Raw genomic sequence first — 18905 nt, 5'->3', positions numbered from 1 at the left:
GGGTAAGGAAAACTAGGTGGTCCGCCAGCCCGCCTCGATCTCCTCCAGCGACCGGTTCGCCGTCTCCGGTACACGCGTCAGCACGAACGCCAGCCCGAGCGCGGAGAGCACGGCGTAGCCGCCGAACACCCAGAACCCGATGGCGCCGAGGAGGTCGGGGAAGGTCAGGGAGAACAGGAAGTTGAACAGGTACTGCACGAAGGTGATCAGCCCCATGCCGATCGCGCGGGCCCGCAGCGGCAGGATTTCCGGGATGTAGAGCCAGAACACGGGCCCGAGGCCGAAGCCGAACGCGAAGGTGAACACGAACACGCAGCCGATGTCGAGCGCCGACACGTGCGGGAACAGGGCCAGCAGGACCAGCGGCGGCACCTGCCCGCCGAGGCTCAGCGCGAGCAGCTTCACGCGGCCGAACCGGTCGATGAGCGGCAGCGACAGGGCCGTCGACAGCACGAGCGCGCCGCCCACGCTGTAGTTCGCGATGATCCCCGTGTCCCCGGAATGCCCTGTGGCGTCGGCGAAAACGGTCGGGGCGTAGTAGACCACCGCGTTGATCCCGGTGAAGACCTGGAAGAACGTCAGCACCAGGCCGAGGTTGACCGCCCGGCGGTAGCGCCGGTAGAGCTCCCGCAGTCCCGCACCCTGCCGGCTCAGGCTCTGCCGGATCTCCGCGGCCTCGGCGTCCGCCTCGGCTTCCGACGACCGCAGCCGCAGCAGCACGCGGCGCGCGTCCTCCTCCCGCCCGCGCAACGTCAGCCACCGCGGACTGGCGGGGCTCAACAGCATGCCGGCGAAGAAGAACAGGGCGGGGACCGCGCCGAGGCCGAGCATCCAGTCCCAGGCACCGGCGCCGCGGAGCGCGTCCCCGACCCCGTAGGCGACGAGGATGCCGACGTTGACGCTGAGCTGGTACAGCGCGCTGATCAGCCCGCGCGTCCGCTTCGGCGCCAGTTCCGTGAGGTAGATGAGGCCGAACATGTTGGCCAGCCCGACCGCGAGGCCCAGCACGAACCGGGACACCAGCAGCAGGGCCACGTTCGTGGACAGCGCGCAGCCGAGCGACCCGGCGACGAAGACGACCCCCGCGACGATCAGCAGGTGGCGGCGGTCGAACCGCTTGGCCGCCAGCGCGCCGCCCACGATCGACGGCAGTGCGCCCAGCAGGATCAGGCTGGTCACCAGCCCCTGCTCGGTCGAGGTGAGCCCGAACCGCTCGGTGGCGAAGGGCAGCGCCGTGGCGATGGCGCCGGAGTCGTAGCCGTAGAGCAGCCCGGCCATCCCGCCGAGGACCGCCACCACCCGCACGAACCGGGGCACCGGGGGCGCTGACGATCCGGCGCGGTCGGTACCGGCGAGGGACGCGGAACCTGCCATGCTTCCTCCTTGAAGTGGCACTTCCTATAGGAAATAGGAGCGCACTCACCTTACTGGTCGCATTGGCAACAAAGTCAAGCCCTCTAGCAGGAGCAGCTGGGATGGATCGTCGTGCGATCTTGGCTCACCTTGCAGTTTCCTATATGTTTCATGGCGTCAACGTCGCCAGTGTGAGGAGGAGGCCGCGTGCAGCTCATGCGAGTCGGAGAACCGGGCCAGGAACGACCGGTGGTCCGGGACGACGACGGGGTCCTGCGGGACCTCGTCCCGCTGACCGCCGACATCGACGGCCCCTTCCTGGCGGCGGGTGGAGTGGCGCGCGTGCGTGAGGCGCTGCGCGCGGGCACGCTTCCGGAGGTCCCCGGCGCGGAGGCGCTGCGGATCGCCGCACCCGTCGCGCGTCCCCAGGCAGTCCTGTGCGTGGGGCAGAACTACGCGGCGCACGCGGCCGAATCGGGCAGCGAACCCCCGGCCGCGCCGATCATCTTCTTCAAGCACCCCAACACCGTCGTCGGCCCGTACGACGACGTCGTGATCCCGCCCGGCGCGGAGCAGGTGGACTGGGAGGTCGAACTGGCCATCGTGATCGGGAAGCGGGCGAGCTACCTCGAAACCGAGGAGGAGGCCGCGGCCTGCATCGCCGGGTACGCCGTCTCACACGACGTGTCCGAACGGCGCTACCAGCTGCACGATTCGGGCGGGCAGTGGTCGAAGGGCAAGTCCTGCGAGACCTTCAACCCGCTGGGGCCGTGGCTCGTGCCCGCGGAGGACCTGCCCGCGGGCCCGCAGGCGCTGCGCCTGGCGAGCCGGGTCAACGGCGAGCCGCGGCAGGACTCCAGCACCGCTGACATGATCTTCAGCGCGCACGAGCTGGTCCAGCACCTCAGCCACTACCTGGTGCTGGAGCCCGGCGACGTGATCAACACCGGCACCCCGGAGGGCGTCGCGCTGTCGGGCCGGTTCCCGTACCTCCGCGACGGCGACGTGGTCGAGTTGGAGATCGAGCACCTCGGCAGCCAGCGGCAGCACGTCCGGGCGCGGAAGTGACCGTGCGGCGGGTGCTGCAGGTCATCGGCGTCAAGCCGGAGAAGCTGGCCGAGTACCGGGAGCTGCACCGCGCGGTGCCGGAGCCCGTGCTGGACCGGCTCGGTCGCAGCTCCATCACCAACTACTCGATCCACCTGCTCGGCGACCGGCTCATCGCCTACTTCGAGTACACCGGCCACGATCTGGAGGCCGACCTCGCCGCGATGGCGGCGGACGAGGCGACGCGGCGGTGGTGGCAGCTGACCGGACCGTGCCAGGAACCGGTGCCGGAGGCGCGGCCCGGTGAGTGGTGGGCGACGGCGGAACAGATCTTTCTCCTGGAATGAGGACGGACATGGAATTCGACGGACTGGTGGCGGCCGTGACGGGCGGGGCCTCGGGGATCGGCCTCGCGACGGCCAGGGAACTCGCGCGGCGCGGGGCGGCGGTCGCGGTGCTGGACCGCGCCGCGGACGGGCTGGAGTCCGGTTTGGACGGTTACGCCTGCGACGTCACGGACACCGCCTCGGTGCGGGCCGCGTTCGAAGACATCGAGCAGCGGCACGGGCGGCTCGACGTGCTGGTGAACAACGCCGGGATCGGCGCGCAGGGCACGGTTGAGGACAACGACGAAACCGAGTGGCGGCGCGTCTTCGACGTCAACGTCACCGGCATCGCCCGGGTCAGCGCCGCCGCTCTGCCCCTGCTGCGCAGGACGGCCGCCGCGACGGGACGCACCGTCGCGATCGTCAACACCTGCTCGATCGCGGCCACGGCGGGCCTGCCCCAGCGCGCGTTGTACTCGGCCAGCAAGGGCGCGGTGCTCGCGCTGACCCGCGCGATGGCCGCCGACCACCTGCCCGAGGGCGTCCGCGTCAACTGCGTCAACCCCGGCACCGTCGACACCCCGTGGGTCGGCAGGCTCCTCGATGCCGCAACGGATCCCGAAGCCGAGCGGGCGGCGCTGGAAGCACGCCAGCCGACCGGCAGGCTCGTGACGGCCGAGGAGGTCGCGGCCGCCATCTGTTACCTGGCGAGCCCGGCGGCCGGCGCCACCACCGGCACGGCGCTGGCGGTCGACGGCGGGATGCAGAACCTGCGGCTGCGCCCCGGAAACCAGCGGTGACCGAGCTCGGTTTCGGCGCCGCGACACTGGGCGGGCTGTTCGCGCCGATGACCGACGAGGAGGCGGACGCCGTGCTCCAGTCCGCCTGGGACGCCGGGATCCGCTACTTCGACACCGCCCCGCACTACGGGGTCGGCCTGTCAGAGGAGCGACTCGGCCGGTTCCTGGCCGGCAAGCCACGCCCGGAGTTCATTCTGTCCACAAAGGTCGGCCGCCTGCTGGTGCCCGGGCCCGCTCGTGACGGCGTGGCCGGGTTCCACGGCACGCCACACCGGGACCGCGTGCTCGACTACAGCCGGGACGGGGTGCTGCGTTCGCTCGACGAAAGTCTCCAGCGCCTTGGCCTCGACCGCGTCGACGTGTTGTTCATCCACGATCCGGACGACCACGAGGAACAGGCGCTGCACGAGGCGTACCCGGCGCTGGCCCGGTTGCGGGACGAAGGCGTGGTCAGCTCGATCGGTGTCGGCATGAACCAGACCCGCGTCCCGGCGCGGTTCGTGCGGGAGACCGAGATCGACTGCCTGCTGATCGCGGGCCGGTACACGCTGCTGGACGCGACGGCCGGGCGAGAACTGCTGCCGTTGTGCGCGGAACGCGGGGTCGGCGTCGTCAACGCCGGGGTGTTCAACAGCGGCCTGCTCGCCGACCCGCGCCCCGGCGTCCCGTACGACTACGGGCCCGCGCCGGACGCGCTCGTGCGGCGCGCGGGGGCGATCGCGCGGATCTGCGCCCGCCACGGCGTTTCCCTCGCCGCGGCGGCACTCGCCTTCAGCCGGGATCATCCCGCTGTGCGGACGGTGCTGGTGGGCATGCGCGACCCGGCCGAGGTGTGGCAGAACGTGACCGCGGCGGCGGCGGACGTGCCCGCCGCGTTGTGGACGGACCTGGCTGCCGAAGGATTACTGCCGTGATCCGCGTCGACGCGCATCATCACGTGTGGGATCTCGCAGTGCGGGACCAGCCCTGGATCACCGGGCCCGCGCTGGCCCCGCTCCGGCGGGACTTCGGCCTGCCCGAGCTGGCCCCGCAGGCAGCTGCCCAAGGGGTCACGGCGACCGTGGTGGTCCAGACCGTGTCCGACGAGCAGGAGACCGTTGAACTGCTGACGCTCGCAGGCCCCGTGGCGGCCGTCGTCGGCTGGACCGATCTGACGGCACCCGACGTCGCCGAACGCCTTGCCGCTCTGGGGGAACGTCCCGGTGGCAGCCACCTGCGCGGTCTCCGCCACCAGGCGCAGGACGAGCCGGACCCGCGGTGGCTCTGCCGCGAAGACGTCCGGCGGGGGCTGCGTGCCGTGGCGGACGCCGGGCTGGTCTACGAACTGCTGGTCACGCCGGCACAGCTGCCCGCGGCGGTGGAAACCGTCACGGCGGTGCCTGAATGCCGGTTCGTGCTGGACCACCTGGCCAAACCCACCGTGGCCGCGGGCGGGTGGGAGCCCTGGGCGAGCGACCTGGCCCGGTTGGCGGCGCTGCCGAACGTCGACTGCAAGCTGTCGGGCCTGGTGACGGGGGCGGACTGGGACCGGTGGTCCGTGCGTGACCTCCGCCCGTACGCCGACCACGCGCTCGGCCTGTTCGGCCCGGAGCGGATCCTGTTCGGCTCGGACTGGCCGGTGTGCACGCTCGCCGCCGACTACGAACGGGTGGTGCGTACTGCCGAGACGCTGACGGAGGCGCTCAGCGAAAACGAGCGCGCGGGGGTGTTCGGGGGCAATGCCGTGAGGGTGTACGGTCTGAACCTATAGGATGTCGGAAACGACGGCCGAGGAGGGGACGTGCTCGCGGAGAAGCGGACGGTGCCGCAGCGCCAGGTCCTGGCCGACACGGTGTACGAGGCCGTCAAGGCGATGGTCATGGACCACGAGATCAAACCGGGCGAGCGGGTCGGCATCGACGCCATCGCGCGGCAGCTGGACGTCTCCCCCACGCCGGTGCGAGAGGCGCTTGCCCGGCTCGCCGCGGACGGGCTGGTCACGAAGCGCTCCCTGGCCGGGTACCGGGCCACCGAGCTACTCACGCCGCAGGGGCTGGAGGAGCTTTTCGAGATGCGCCTGCTGCTGGAACCGCGGGCCGCCGCCCTCGCCGCCGAGAACTGCGACGAGGCGCAACTCGACCGGATCGAGGAGATCCTCGAAAAGATGCGCGCGTGCCCGTACTCCGGCGAGCGCTACGCGGGCTATGGCGATTTCGCCGCGCTGGACCAGCTCTTCCACGACACGATCGCGGACGCGAGCGCGCGCCCCCTGCTGGCGGACGCCGTCCACCGGCTGCACTCGCACCTGCACATCTTCCGCCTGGGCGGCGTGGCGGGCGCGGGCCCGCTGACCCTCGCCGAGCACGAACGCATCCTGCGCGCGATCCTCCGCCGCAACGCCACCCGCGCCGCCGACGCCATGACCGAACACCTGCGCCTCAGCCTGGAACGGCAACGCGCCCGGCAAGCGGCGTAAGCGCTTTCCCGCGGCTGGGCCCGCTCCGCGCCAAGCCCGCGCTCGGCCGGTGGGCCGCCTCCGCCCACCTCTACGGCGGTGGACCCACCCACCGCTTCCCCGCCACGCCACGACCGGACGCGCGCGGCTCGGCCTGGAACGACAGCGCGCCCGGCATGCAAGCGGGGCCACCCTCAGCGGTACTCGCGGCCCCGGTCCGCGGTGTGCAGTGCGCTGCGGGCCCGCCACCGGGCGAGCACGCCGAGCAGGTGGCCCTCACCCCCGAACAGGTACCAACCGACTCCTGATCTCCGGCTTCAGGACCTTCCCGATCTTCGACCGGGGCAGGTCCGGCCAGATCTCCACCTGTTTCGGCGTTTTGACGCTGCCCAGCCGTTCCTTCACGAACGCCACCAGCTCCCCCGCGGCCACCTCCCTGCCTGGCCGCAGCTGCACGACCGCGGTCACCCGCTCGCCCCACTTGTCGTCCGGCAGGCCGAGCACCGCGCAGTCCTGCACGGCCGGGTGGGCCCGCAGCGCCTGCTCGACCTCCGCGGAGTACACGTTGAACCCGCCGGTGATGATCATGTCCTTCATCCGGTCCACGATGTGCAGGTAGTTCTCCTCGTCGAGGTAACCGACGTCGCCCGTGTGGTGCCACCCGTACTTGCTCGCCGCCGCCGTGGCTTCCGCGTCCTCGTGGTACCCGGCCATCACCAGCGGACCACGCACCACGATCTCGCCGCGTGCTCCCCGCGGCAGCAGCGCTCCGGCCGCGTCCATGACGGCGACCTGGGTCAGCGGAGTCGGCCTTCCCGCGGACGAAAGCCGCTCCCGCGCGATCGTGCCGTCCTCGTGGAAGTGCTCGGCGGGCGCGAGCGTCGAGATCATGTTCGGCGCCTCGGTCTGGCCGAACAGCTGCCCGAGCACCGGCCCGATCCGGACCAGCGCCTCCTCCAGCCGCGTCGGCGACATGGGCGCGGCGCCGTACCACAGGCAGCGCAGCGACGTGAGGTCCGTCGAGTCGAGCGCGGGGTGGTCGAGCAGCCCGTAGATCACGGTGGGCGGCAGGAAGGCGTGGGTGACGCGGTGGTGTTCGATCAGCCGCAGGAACTCGCCGAGATCGGGCTCCGGCATGATCACGACCTCCCCGCCGAGGGTGAGGACCGGGAACGTCAGCACGCCCGCGGAATGGGTCAGCGGGGCGAGCGCGAGGTACCGCGGCCGGTCGCCGAACGGGTAGCTCATCAGCGTCAGCGCGGTCGCCGTCGCCATGTTCTCCGCGGTGAGCCGAACCCCCTTCGGCTTTCCCGTGGTACCACCGGTTCCGGCGAGCATGCACAGTTCCCCCGCCGCCACGGGCACCTCCTCGGGCTCCGGAGCGCCATCGATCCACTCCTCGAAGCCCACCGCCCCGTCGACCGCGCCGTCGAGGCAGACGAGGACCGTCAGCTCGGGCAGCCGGTCCCGGATCCGGTCCACGAGCGGCGCGAACCGCCGCTGGAAGAGCAGGCACCGGCAGCCGAACAGGTCGAGCAGCTGCCGGTTCTCCTCGGCTTCGTTGCGCGGGTTCACCGGGCACCACACCGCACCAGCCCGGGAGATCCCGAAGACGCACGTCAGCGCGAGCGGGTCGTTGCCGGACAACACCGCGACCCGGTCGCCACGCCGGATGCCCGACGCCTGCAGCGCTCCGGCGACCTCGCGCGAGCGCCGCACCACCTCGTCGTAGCCCAGCGTCTTCCCGTTCATGGTCAGGCAAGGGGCGTCGCCGCCGAGCGAGGCGCCCTTGTCCAGGTAATCAGCCAGCCGCACTGCTCGACCTCACTGTCTGGAGTGGACACCGTGCCGGCCGTCCCCTGCGGCGGCCGGCACGGCAGTTCAGTGGTGGACTTCCACGATCGGTTCGAGCACGAGCCCGAACGCGCGGAGCGTGCCGAGCAGCTCGCGGTAGCCGAACGCCTGGCAGCTGGAGGCGAACCCGGTCCGGCGCGGCGCCTCCTGCAGCAGGTGTGCCGCCGCGTGCGCGTTGAGCAGCGCGGTCTGCTTGTAGTTGCAGTTGCCGTGGATGACGCAGTGCGCGCGGCCCAGCGGGCCGGACGCGTGGACGGAATCGAGCGAGGTGTTGATCCGCGGGTTCTCCCTCGGCGGCATCTCACTGCGGATGAGCGCGGACTGCTCGTCGATGATCCGGTACTTCTCCTCCTCCGAGCACCCCTCCATCCGCGCCAGCGCCGCCGCCACGATCTGCGGCACGCCCTGCATCAGCGGCCGGTTGAACACGCCGCCGAGCGCCCGCACGTTCGCCACCCGCGGGTCCTTCTTGAACCACAACGGGTGCGACGTGCCGCCCCACGGCAGCGCGAGCCCCAGTTCGTGCTGCCCCGGCACGACGACGTCGTAGAGCCCGGCGTCCGCGGGCCATTCCACGTACTCGTTCTGCTCCAGGTAGTACGCCTTGGCGAAGGCCGCGTTGGTGAGGATCGTGTTCGTCGAAGCGACCGTGGGGTGGCCCTTCCAGAACACCTGGATGTCCAATGTGTCCAGTCCGGGCGTCTCGAGGCAGATGTTCGCCGCGATCTCGCCGATGGTGTACATCTGCGCCAGTCCCGGTGTCAGCACGAGCCCCCGCGCCACGAACTCCGCGCCGTAGCGCTCGTCCGCGTCGATCATCCAGTTCTGCTCGCCGTTGGTGTCGGTGTAGTGCGCGCCGATCTCCAGGCACGCCTCCACGACCTCGTGCCCGTAGCGGGCGAACGGACCGACGGTGTTCAGCACGACCTTCGCGCCTCGGAAGGCCTCGGTGAGCGCGGGCACGCTGTGCTCGACCTCCGTCACCTCGTGCTCGACCGTGTCGACGCCGGGCACCCCGGCGACGGCCTCCTGCACGCGCTTGAGGTCCCGGCCCGCGGCCAGGAACGGAATGCCGTACTCGCGGAGGTACTCGCAGATGAGGCGCCCGGTGTAACCGGAGGCGCCGTAGACGACGACAGGTTTGTCAGTGGCCACGATGGTTGCCTTTCGTAGTTGTCGGGGTGTTCACATGCCCATGCCGCCGTCGACCGGGAGCCCGGCCCCGGTGATGAACTCGGCGGCGTCGGAGGCGAGGAACACCACGGCGCTCGCCATGTCGCCGACCCGCCCCAGCCGCCCGCCCGGGGTCAGCGCGACCACGGCTTCGACGGCGTCCTGGGGCGAGGGGAACAGGCCGAGTTCGGCACAGTCCACGGCGAGCTGGTTGCCCATGGCGGTGGGGGTGAGCCCCGGGTAGACGCAGTTGACCCGGACGCCGTAGCCGAGCTTGCCCGACTCGGCCGCCGCGACCCTGGTGAGCCGGTCGATGGCGGATTTCGTCGCCGAGTAACCCGCGATGCCGGGGAACGCGATCGTCGCGGCCACCGACGCGATGTTGATCACCACGCCGCCGTCGCCCGCCGCGCCGCCGGGCCGCATCGTGCGGAACGCGTGCTTGAGGCCGAGCGCGGTGCCGACCACGTTGACGTCGAGCATCTTGCGCAGCGCGACGGGGTCGAGGTCGACGAGCAGGTTCGTGATCTCCACCCCTGCGTTGTTGACGAGGATGTCCAGACCGCCCAGCGCGTCGAGCACCGAGTGGACGGCCTGCTCCCAGCTGGAGTCCTCGGTGACGTCGAGCGGGACGAACTCGGCGGTGGCCCCGGCGTCACGCAACGCCTGCGCGGTCTCCTTGCCGAGGTCTTCGAGCACGTCGGCGATCACGACGGCCGCACCCGCCTCGGCGAGCGCTTCCGCCATCCCGGCGCCCAGCCCGCGCGCACCGCCGGTCACCAGGGCCTTCCGGCCGGCCAAGTCATACCTCGTCATCCGAAATCTCCTCCTTGAGATCGCTGGTCGGCCGCACCCCGGGGTGTGACACGCGCCTCACCGTAAGCGGATATCTGGACAGTCGTCAAGATTTTCTTGGTCACTCGTCCAGAGTTTCTTGGACGCATGTCAAAGACTCCAGGTGGGAGCCCGGAGAGGGCGTTAAACTGTCGGACGAGGCCGCGGGAGCGGGTGGGCCAGTGGACGGGAAACGTGGTGACCGAGGTAGCCGAGCGCAAGCGGGAGCGGATAGCCCGCCGCCAGGTCGACAAGTTCGACGCGCGGCGGACCGAGCTCGCCGTGGCGACCCTGCACACGCTTGCCGAGCTGGGCTACGCACGCACCAGCCTGCGGGAGATCGCACAGAACTCGGAGTTCTCCCACGGCGTCCTGCACTACTACTTCGAGGACAAGCGCGACCTCGTCACCGAAGCAGTGCGGCAGTACGAGGCCGTGTGCGTCACGCGCTACGACGACGTCGTGGCGAGGGCGACGAGCGCGCGGCAGCTGCGCGAGGAGTTCTCCGAGATGTTCTTCACGACGCTGCGGCAGGACGCGCGGCTGCACCGGCTCTGGTACGACCTGCGCAACCAGAGCATGTTCGACGAGTCGTTCCGTAAGGACGTGCTGGAGATCGACGAACGCCGCGAACTGATGATCTGGCGGGTGGTCAGCCGCTACGCCGAGCTCGCCGGCGCGGAGCCGGCCACCTCGTCCGCGGCGAGTTACGCCATGCTGGACGGGATCTTCCACCGCGCGCTACTCGCACAACTGTCCGGAGTGGATGAAGCCGTGCACGCGGCCGAGGAGGAGTTCCCCCGCGTGTTCGCGCTGCTCGTCACCGGCGGGACCGAGCAGGACTGAGCCCGGCCCCCTCGCCGATCCGTGACCAGCACCGGCGATGAACCACGCCCTCATGTTTCCAGTGCTACCATTATTTCGTTATCACTGGAAACAGCAGGAAGAGGCAGCAATGTCCGGCAAGATACGCATCGTGGGGCTCGAAGAGCACTTGGTCCTCCCCGTCGTCAGCGACGCGTGGAAGAAGGCGGGTGTCACGGGCGGCGGACCCTACCCGCACGACCACCCGGTGATGCGGCGGTTGCGCGACGTCGGCGAGCAGCGGCTCGCGGACATGGACGAGCAGGGCATCGACGTCGCGGTGCTGTCGGTGACCTCTCCCGGGGTGCAGAACCTGCCGCCCGCCGATGCGGTACGCGTGGCCCGCGAAGCGAACGACGCCATGGCCGAGATCGTCGCCGCCCACCCGGAGCGGTACCAGGCGTTCGCGACCCTCCCGACCCCCTCGCCCGAGGACGCCGCGGCGGAGCTGGAGCGGGCGGTCACCCAGCTCGGCTTCCGCGGTGCGATGGTCAACGGCCGCACCGGCGACAAGCTCGCCGACGCCCCGGAGTTCGACGACCTGTACGCGACGGCCGAACGACTGCGCGTCCCGTTGCATTTCCACCCGCAGACCCCGTTGCCGGCGGTGCAGCAGGCGTACTACTCGGGGCTGCCCGGCGGGATCGGCCCGGCGCTGGCGACCGCGGGCCTCGGCTGGTACTACGACCTCGGCGTGCAGTACCTGCGGATGATCTTCTCCGGGGTGTTCGACCGCCATCCCGGGCTGCAGGTGATCGCCGGGCACTGGGGCGAGGTCGTCCTGTTCTACCTCGACCACGTCGGGTACATGCAGGAGATGGCCGGGCTGCGGCAGCCGCTGATCGACTACTTCCGGCAGAACTTCTGGATCGCCGGCAGCGGCACGGTCAGCGAACGCTACCTCCGGTGGACGGCGGAGGTCGTGGGCACCGACCGCATGCTCTACTCGACCGATTACCCGTACACCTTCGGCAACCGGCCCGCAGGCTTCCCCTACCTCGACACCAGCGGCGGCGTCGCCCGCTCCTTCCTGGAAAACGCCCCGTTCACCGACGAGGAGAAGGTTGCCATCGGATCCGGCAACTGGGAACGGCTGACCGGCCACCTCCCCGGGGCGAAGCGGTCCGCCTGACACCCCGAGAGTCCGGCGATCATCCCGTCGTCTGATACCGGTGGATCACTTTGAGCCAGGGCCGCAACCTTTCTGCTCGCTTGCGGTTGCCTTGCCAGGCTTGCGGCCCTGGGTCAAAGCGATATGCACAAACCGCAGGCGACGGGGTGATCACTCAACTCCACCGGGCGCGGAGCGTCCTGCCCGCGCCCCGATCCTTGAGTGTTCAGCAACTGGGGATCGGGGCGGGGGTGGGTGTGGTGGCTGCTGTTGCCAGGCTCAGCGCGGCGCCCAGGACCAGCAAGCCTTGTGCGGTGCGGGGGTTGGCGCCGGTGAGCGTTGTGATCCTCGACAGGCGGTTGTCCACCGTGTTGGGGTGGACGTGCAGGCGCCTTGCGGTTTCCCGGCGGTGGAAATCCGTCGCGAAGTAGGTGGTGATCGTCGTCAGCAGTTCCGGTTCTTCGCGCAGCCGGGCCGCGATCGACGCCAGGCGTGGGCGCGCTTCGCTGTCGTGGGCGATCTGGTATTCGAAGAGGCGGTCCTCCAACACTGCGACCTCGCCCGGTTCGCGTGTCAGCTCCAACAACTTTCTCGCCTGGTTCGCTGCCGTGGGAATGTCGGCCACCGTGGGGGCGTACGCGTAACCTGCGGTGATCGCGATCCCCGTGGCGCGCTGGAGTTTCGGCAGTACCGCACGGATCGCCGCTGGGTCCGATGTGGACGGTGCCAGGACCAGACCGCCACCGGGGTCGAGTGCGGCCAGCGCGTCCGGTAGTTCCCGGCGCAGGTGCTGGATCAGCCGGTGGACCTTGCGGTGTCCGGCGAGCCGCCTGCCGACCGTGTCCTCGACGGCTTCCGTGGGGTGTGCGGCGAGCCGTAGCGCGAGGATCCCGTAGGCGTCCGCGAGCCGGATCTCGAAGCGCGCGGCCAGTTCCGCCGCTGGTTCACCGGCGACGAGGGCGCGCACGACGTCCCGCATCGCCTCGCGTTCTTCGCCGTGGGCGGCTTCGGTTTCCTCCTGGTGCGCCTGGACGCCCGCGTGCGCCACCCGGTGGATGCACCGGAACAACGTCCCCGCCGCCTCGGCCGGCAGGTCCGCGGACACATCGGACAACTCCGCCCAGATCGCCTCCGCGATGAAGAAATACGCCTGCAGCAGCTCCGCCACCGGCAACCGTTCCGCACCCCGATCGGCACCCCGTTCAGCGAACAGCCGCAGCTCGTCCTCACGCGGGTCACGCCGCTCGCGCACCAGGCGCACGTACAGCCGCACGATCTCCCGGCAGGTGTGCGCCATGTTCAGTTCGAGGTGCTCCGGAACCACTCCGCCGTAGTGCGGTGAAGCCGCCGCGTACGCGTGCACGGCACGCTCGGCCACAGCCTGTGTCCGCCGCTCCAGCCGATCCCAGGGTGCTTGTGACATGTCACAGCAGCATAGCCGGAACCGTGGACGAAGAGCGCTTCCGCGGACGGATCACCAGCGGCGACAGTTGGAACAGTGTCCATGACGGCGATCACAAAGGAGTTTTCGTTGGAAGCCATCTTCCGGCCGAAGTCGATCGCGGTGGTGGGGGTCTCCGCCACGGACGCGGCGTCGTGGGGGCGTATGACCGTGCGGCGGCTGCTCGAAGGGGGCTACGGCGGGGAGGTGGTCGCCGTGGCCCGGGGTGAGCTGACGTTGCCGGGCGCGCGGGTCGTGCGCTTGCTGGCCGAGATCGGCCACGCCCCGGACCTGGTGGTGCTCGCGACGCCCGCCGCCACGGTGCCGGATCTCCTGCGCGAGGCCAGGGAAATCGGGGCAGGCGCGGCGATCGTGTACGCCGCGGGCTTCGCCGAGGGTGGCAACCGGGACCTGGAGGAAGAGCTGCGGACCGCCGCCGGGTCGATGCCGGTGCTCGGGCCGAACTGCCTTGGCATCGTGAGCCGCCCCGCCTCGGTGCAGCTGTCCACCACGCGCTTCCTGGACCGCGAGCGCGCCGACCCCGGTCCCGTCGCGATCGTGACGCAGAGCGGAGCGATGGGCTTCGTGCTCGCCGACCTGCTGGAACAGGCGGGCGTGGGCTACTCCTACTACGCGAGCGCCGGCAACGAGACGTGCCTGTCCGCCACCGAACTCGGCGCCTACCTGCTGGACCAGCCGGAGACCGGCGTGCTGGTGCTCTACCTCGAAGGCGTGCGGGACGCCGCCGGCCTGCGTGAACTGGGGCGCCGGGCGCGGCGGGCGGGCAAGGCCATCGTGGCGCTGAGCGTCGGGCGCAGCGCCGCGGGCAGGCGGGCCGCGCTGTCCCACACCGCGGCGGTCGCCGGGGACCACCTGCTCCTCGCGTCGCTGTGCCGTCAGGAGGGCATCCACCTCGTCACCGACGACGAGCAGGTCGTCGACGCGGTCCTGTGTGCCCGCAAGCGCGTCACGCTGCCGCCCGCGCCCCGGCTGGCGGTGCTGACGATGTCGGGCGGGGCGGGCGGGGTGCTGGCCGACGTGCTGACCTCACTGGGCGCCCGTGTCCCACCGCTCGGCGAGCAGACCCGGGCGCGGCTCGCGGAGATCGGTGGGATCGGGGCCACCGACGCCAATCCCGTGGACCTCGGCGGGAACTTCGACCGGGCGCTCGACCGGATCACCGGCCTGCTCGGCGTGCTCGACGCGGCCCCGGACGTCGACGGCATCGTGCTGTACCTGACCTTCGGAGACCGCTTCCTCGACACCTACCGCACGCTCGCCGGGATCACCGCGGGGCTGTCCACCCCGGCCTGGTTCGTGTGGGCCTGCGCGCCACCCGGCGAGCTCGCCCGGCTGGCCAGCCCGGAAACGGTGCTGCCGAGCATCGGCGCGCTCCGGCGGCGGCTGCGGGTGCTGCTGCCCGATCCCCCGTCGGCCGAACCCACACCGAGTCGTGGGGATTCGCGGCAGCGGGTGGTGTCGGAACTGCACGCGGCGCCGGTGCTCGCGGAGGCCGGGATCGCCCACGTACCAACGGTTTCCGCCCCCAATGCCGCCGAGCTGGCCGAAGCCGTGCGGGACTGGCCGGGTCCGTTCGTGCTCAAGGGTGACGCGGACGACGTGCCCCACCGTGCCCGCCACGGGCTGGTGCGGATCGGGGTGACCGCGGGTGAACTGCCCACGGCCGCCGCCACGCTGGCGGAACGGCTGGCGGAGGTGTCCGCGGACCCGCGGCGGATGCTCGTCGCACAACCCCTACTGGCCCACACCCGTGAGGTCGCGCTCGGCGCCGTGCGCGACCCGGTCTACGGCACGGCGCTCCTGCTCGGCGAGGGCGGTGACCGCGCCGAAGATCCCGCCGCGCCCCGGCGTGCCCTGCTGCTGCCCGCGGACGACGACCAGCTCGCGGAGCTCGCCACCTGGGCGGAGTCCGTCCTCGGGGTGCCCGCCCCGGCCGCCCGGTCGGCGCTCGCCGCGGTCGTGCACCTGCTCACCGCGGAACCGGACATCGCCGAGATCGACGTGAACCCGTTGTGCCTCACCGGCGACGAGCTGGTCGCCGTGGACGCCTTGATCACCTACTCGAAAGGACAGCCGTGACCGAACTCCTGGACTACGCCGACCGCGTCTGGCGCGGTGAGGCCGACCCCGGCTTCTTCCACACTGGACGGTTGCGCAAGGACGGCCTGCACGAGATCGCCGAGGGCGTGTGGATGTGGCCCGCCTTCGGCAACGTCTACCTGTTCCCGACCGAAGAAGGCCTGTTCTGCTTCGACACCGGCGAACAACGCACCGCGAAAGACCTGTTCAACGCCACCCGCGCCCGCACCGACGCGCCCCTGCACACCGCTGTCTACTCGCACGGGCACCTCGACCACACGCGCGGCGTCGTCCCGTTCGACGCCGAGGGCGGCAGGCGGCCCACGGTGATCGCACACGAGAACCTGCCCGCGCGGTTCCGCCGGTACGCCGCCACCGCGGGCTACAACACCGTGATCAACGAACGCCAGTTCCAGGTTCCCGTGCGCTGGCCGGAAAACCACCGCTACCCCGACGTGACGTACCGCGACACGACGACGGTGCGCGTCGGCGAGCTGGACGTGCACCTGCGGCACGGACGCGGCGAGACCGACGACGCGACGATCGCCTGGCTGCCCGAGCGCCGGATCCTGTGCTGCGGCGACTTCTTCATCTGGGCCTCGCCCAACCCCGGCAACCCGCAGAAGGTCCAGCGCTACGCGGGCGAGTGGGCGCGGAACCTGCGGTGGATGGCGAGCCTCGGCGCGGAGCTCCTGCTGCCCGGCCACGGCGTCCCGGTCGTCGGCGCGGACCGGGTGCGAGCGGCGCTCACCGACACCGCGGAGTTCCTGGAGACGCTGCACGACCAGACCCTCGAAGCGATGAACGCGGGAGCGACCCTCGACGAGGTGATCCACGGTGTCACGGCCCCGGCCGAGCTGCTGGCCAAGCCGTACCTGAAACCGTCCTACGACGAGCCGGAGTTCGTGGTGCGCAACGTCTGGCGGCTCTACGGCGGCTGGTACGACGGCAATCCCGCGCACCTCAAACCCGCCCCCCGCGAGGACCTTTCCCGCGAGCTCGCGGCCTTGACCGGCGGCGCCGACCGGCTCGCGGAGCACGCCAAGGACCTGCTCGCCGCGGGACAGCACCGGCTCGCGGGGCACTTCGCCCAGCTCGCCGCCGACGCCGAACCGAAGAACCTCCACGTGCACGCGATTCGCGCGGAGGTGTTCGCGGCGCTGGAAGCCGCCTCGACGTCGACGATGGCCAAGGGCATCTACGCCTGGGCCGCCAGGGAATCGCGCACACTCGTCGACGAGGAGGGCTGAGGGCCATGGACCTTTCCGCGACCCGGTCCACGGCGGCCCGGGCCACCACGGGGACACCGGGCGCCGGCCGCGCCTGGCTGATCACCTTCCTGCTGCTGGCGTTCATGCTGATCAACTTCGCGGACAAGGCCGTGCTCGGGCTGGCCGCGAAACCGATCATGCACGATCTGCACCTGTCCCCCAGCCAGTACGGCCTGCTCTCCAGCGGTTTCTACTTCCTGTTCAGCGTTTCCGCCGTCGTGGTCGGGTTCGTGTCGAACCGCGTGGCGACGAAGTGGGTGCTGCTGGTGATGGCGGTGGTCTGGGCGCTTTCGCAGGTGCCCGTGCTCGGCGGCGCCGGGTTCGGGGTACTGCTCGCCTGCCGGGTCGTGCTGGGCGCCGCCGAGGGCCCGGCGAACCCGATGGCGATGCACGCGGCCGCCAAGTGGTTCCCGAACGAGAAACGCAGCCTGCCCAGCGCGATCCTGAACATGGGCTCGGCCATCGGCGTGACGCTCGGCGCGCCGCTGCTGACCGCGGTAATTGTCCACTATGGATGGAGGTGGGCGTTCTTCTCCCTGTTCGCCGTGGGCATGGTGTGGGTCGTGGTGTGGGCCGTCCTCGGCAGGGAGGGCACCGTCGTGGACACGGCCGCGCCCACCCCGGCCGACGAGCCCGCGGTGCCCTACCGCCGCATCCTGCTGAGCGGCACGTGGCTGGGCGGGTTCGCCGCCGGGTTCGCGGCCTACTGGACGCTGGCGCTGCTCACCGCGTGGGTGCCGCCGTACCTGGAGAACGGGCTCGGCTACAGCGTCAGCACGACGGGCACGCTCGTGATCCTGCCGTGGGCGGCGCTGGCCGTGTTCAACCTGGCGCAGGGCGCGGTGACGGAGTGGCTGATGCGGCGCGGGGTGCCCAGCCGCCTCGCCCGGGGTGTGCTCGGCGGTGTCGCGGTCGGGGTCGCCGGGCTGGCGATGCTGCTGTTCCCGCTGGCGGGCGGTGCGGTGCGGCTGGCGCTGCTCACCCTCGCGTTCAGCCTCGGCGGGATCGTGTTCGCGATCGTGCTGACGGTGAACGCGGAGATCAGCCCGGTCCGCAGGCGCGGGGCGGTGCTGTCGATCAGCATCGGCCTCATCACGACGGCCGGCCTGCTCGCGCCGTACGTGACCGGCCGCATCGTCGAAGCCGTGGGATACACGCCGGCGTGGGTCGTGGCGGGCGTGCTGTCGGTCGTGGGCGGCCTGCTGGCGGTGCTCTTCGTCCGCCCTGAGCGCGACGCGCGGCGGCTGGGGCTCCGGGCGGGGTAGCCCGCTCAGATCAACCCGGACCGCGCCGCGTGCACCGCGATCGCGGTCCGGGTCGGCAGGCCGAGCTTGGTCCTGATGTTCGCCACGTGGCGGTGGACGGTGTGGGCACTGATCCCGAGCCTCTCCGCGATCTCCCGGTCGCTGAGGCCCCCGGCGACCAGGCGCAGCACCTCGACCTCGCGGCCGGACAGCCCGCCGGTGGCGGGAGCGCGGGGGCCCGCGCCGAGGAAGTCCCGCACGGCGCGCACGACCGACTCCACGTCCCCGCGCCACGGCAGGTGGTCGTCGCCGTCGAGCGGGACGAACGTGGCGCCGCCGACGCGAGCTGCCACGTCCTGGCCGAGCCGGAACGGGATCGCCCTGTCGTCACGCCGGTGCACGACCAGAGCCGGGGTTTCGAGCGTGCCCAGCCGGTCGCGCACGTCGAAGCCGTACAGCGCGGCGAGCGAGGCCGCCGCGCTCTCCGGGGACGCGCTCGCGCGCTGGAGCCGGACGAACTCCTCCCGCTCGGCCGCGGTTCCGCCCGGCAGGAAGACGTCCGCCAGCAGGCGGGAACCCACGCCCCAATGCCGCGCGACGGCCGCCAGTATCGAGTCCCGCGCCTCGGCGGTGGCGATGTCGGCGCCGTGCGCGTAGCTGCCGTACAACACGAGGCGGTCCACGCGCTCCGGGTGTTCGGCGGCGTAGGCGGCGGCGACGCAGCCACCGGACGAGCCGCCGAACAGGGACACCCGCTCCCCCGCCTCGTCGACGACGGCGCTGAGCACCGCGACCTCCTCGGCGAGGCTCGTGGGCGGCGGGCCGGTGCGCCCGGACATGCCGGTGCCGGGCCGGTCGTACCGGATGAGGGTGAAGCGGTCGGTGAACAGTTCGGTGAACCGCCGGAACAGCGGGTTGCGCCAGTCCAGTTCCAGGTGCCCGCACCACCAGCCGCCGAGGACCAGCGGCGGGCCCGAACCGGCGCACGCCCACGCGACCCTCCGGCCGCCCGCGGCAGTGAAGCGCACCACCTGGTCCCCGGCCCGCATCGGC

At 71.4% G+C, this 18905-nt stretch carries 17 protein-coding genes; 11 read left to right on the top strand and 6 right to left on the bottom strand.

Annotation, left to right across the window (positions count from 1 at the left end; translation table 11 throughout):
• Positions 1–12: 12 nt before the first annotated feature.
• Entirely contained in the window at positions 13–1374 is a 1362-nt protein-coding gene (locus ABFX51_RS04310; protein WP_346052325.1) for a sugar porter family MFS transporter, read from the bottom strand.
• A 186-nt stretch (positions 1375–1560) separates the two neighbouring features.
• Between ABFX51_RS04310 and ABFX51_RS04305 the strand changes: the two genes are divergently transcribed.
• The 6 genes from ABFX51_RS04305 to ABFX51_RS04280 are packed head-to-tail and all read left to right on the top strand — an operon-like array spanning position 1561 to position 5981.
• On the top strand, positions 1561–2421 hold the full coding sequence (locus ABFX51_RS04305; protein ID WP_346052323.1) for a fumarylacetoacetate hydrolase family protein: 861 nt from the start codon (positions 1561–1563) through the stop codon (positions 2419–2421).
• Between the two features lie 2 nt (positions 2422–2423).
• The gene (locus tag ABFX51_RS04300) at positions 2424–2747 is read left to right on the top strand and encodes an L-rhamnose mutarotase (RefSeq protein ID WP_346052321.1); all 324 of its coding nucleotides are present in this window, start codon (positions 2424–2426) and stop codon (positions 2745–2747) included.
• 8 nt (positions 2748–2755) lie between these two features.
• A complete protein-coding gene (locus ABFX51_RS04295; RefSeq protein WP_346052319.1) occupies positions 2756–3526 on the top strand; it encodes an SDR family NAD(P)-dependent oxidoreductase in 771 nt (256 codons plus the stop codon).
• Positions 3523–4440 carry an aldo/keto reductase gene (locus tag ABFX51_RS04290; protein ID WP_346052317.1) on the top strand — a complete coding sequence of 306 codons (918 nt, stop codon included), beginning with the start codon at positions 3523–3525 and terminating at the stop codon, positions 4438–4440. The genes ABFX51_RS04295 and ABFX51_RS04290 overlap by 4 nt, the downstream gene beginning before the upstream one ends.
• Positions 4440–5276 (top strand): amidohydrolase family protein, encoded by an 837-nt coding sequence (locus ABFX51_RS04285; RefSeq protein ID WP_428832436.1) that lies wholly within the window; start codon positions 4440–4442, stop codon positions 5274–5276. Before ABFX51_RS04290 ends, ABFX51_RS04285 begins: the two co-directional genes overlap by 1 nt.
• Positions 5277–5306: 30 nt before the next feature.
• A complete protein-coding gene (locus ABFX51_RS04280; RefSeq protein ID WP_346052313.1) occupies positions 5307–5981 on the top strand; it encodes a GntR family transcriptional regulator in 675 nt (224 codons plus the stop codon).
• 255 nt (positions 5982–6236) lie between these two features.
• Here the strand turns inward: ABFX51_RS04280 and ABFX51_RS04275 are convergent, their stop codons facing one another.
• The 3 genes from ABFX51_RS04275 to ABFX51_RS04265 form a co-directional block, all read right to left on the bottom strand.
• A complete protein-coding gene (locus ABFX51_RS04275; RefSeq protein WP_346052311.1) occupies positions 6237–7775 on the bottom strand; it encodes an acyl-CoA synthetase in 1539 nt (512 codons plus the stop codon).
• A gap of 66 nt (positions 7776–7841) precedes the next feature.
• The gene (locus ABFX51_RS04270; protein ID WP_346052309.1) at positions 7842–8969 is read right to left on the bottom strand and encodes a DUF5938 domain-containing protein; all 1128 of its coding nucleotides are present in this window, start codon (positions 8967–8969) and stop codon (positions 7842–7844) included.
• Between the two features lie 30 nt (positions 8970–8999).
• Positions 9000–9803: an SDR family NAD(P)-dependent oxidoreductase gene (locus tag ABFX51_RS04265; protein ID WP_346052307.1), complete on the bottom strand. Its 804-nt coding sequence runs from the start codon at positions 9801–9803 to the stop codon at positions 9000–9002.
• A gap of 216 nt (positions 9804–10019) precedes the next feature.
• Here ABFX51_RS04265 and ABFX51_RS04260 point away from each other — a divergent pair, with 216 nt between their 5' ends.
• The gene (locus ABFX51_RS04260) at positions 10020–10667 is read left to right on the top strand and encodes a TetR/AcrR family transcriptional regulator (protein WP_346052305.1); all 648 of its coding nucleotides are present in this window, start codon (positions 10020–10022) and stop codon (positions 10665–10667) included.
• Between the two features lie 109 nt (positions 10668–10776).
• A complete protein-coding gene (locus ABFX51_RS04255) occupies positions 10777–11817 on the top strand; it encodes an amidohydrolase family protein (RefSeq protein ID WP_346052303.1) in 1041 nt (346 codons plus the stop codon).
• A 205-nt stretch (positions 11818–12022) separates the two neighbouring features.
• On the opposite strand, the gene ABFX51_RS04250 is transcribed toward ABFX51_RS04255, so the two are convergent.
• Positions 12023–13219, bottom strand: coding sequence for a PucR family transcriptional regulator (locus tag ABFX51_RS04250; RefSeq protein ID WP_346052301.1), 1197 nt, complete (start codon positions 13217–13219; stop codon positions 12023–12025).
• 108 nt (positions 13220–13327) lie between these two features.
• Between ABFX51_RS04250 and ABFX51_RS04245 the strand changes: the two genes are divergently transcribed.
• Genes ABFX51_RS04245 through ABFX51_RS04235 form a run of 3 tightly spaced genes read left to right on the top strand, consistent with a single transcriptional unit; the run spans position 13328 to position 17873 of the window.
• A complete protein-coding gene (locus tag ABFX51_RS04245) occupies positions 13328–15337 on the top strand; it encodes an acetate--CoA ligase family protein (RefSeq protein ID WP_218153442.1) in 2010 nt (669 codons plus the stop codon).
• Positions 15334–16587, top strand: a complete 1254-nt coding sequence (locus ABFX51_RS04240) for an alkyl sulfatase dimerization domain-containing protein (RefSeq protein ID WP_091506130.1) — start codon at positions 15334–15336, stop codon at positions 16585–16587. Before ABFX51_RS04245 ends, ABFX51_RS04240 begins: the two co-directional genes overlap by 4 nt.
• A gap of 5 nt (positions 16588–16592) precedes the next feature.
• Entirely contained in the window at positions 16593–17873 is a 1281-nt protein-coding gene (locus ABFX51_RS04235) for an MFS transporter (protein ID WP_091506128.1), read from the top strand.
• Positions 17874–17878: 5 nt separating this feature from the next.
• On the opposite strand, the gene ABFX51_RS04230 is transcribed toward ABFX51_RS04235, so the two are convergent.
• A complete protein-coding gene (locus ABFX51_RS04230) occupies positions 17879–18901 on the bottom strand; it encodes an alpha/beta fold hydrolase (protein ID WP_091506127.1) in 1023 nt (340 codons plus the stop codon).
• Positions 18902–18905 lie beyond the last annotated feature (4 nt).

This window comes from Amycolatopsis dongchuanensis (genome assembly GCF_039542405.1).
GTDB classification, from domain to species: Bacteria; Actinomycetota; Actinomycetes; order Mycobacteriales; family Pseudonocardiaceae; genus Amycolatopsis_E; species Amycolatopsis_E sacchari.
Note: the sequence above shows the minus strand (reverse complement) of the source record. Positions and strands in the feature narration are given on the sequence as shown.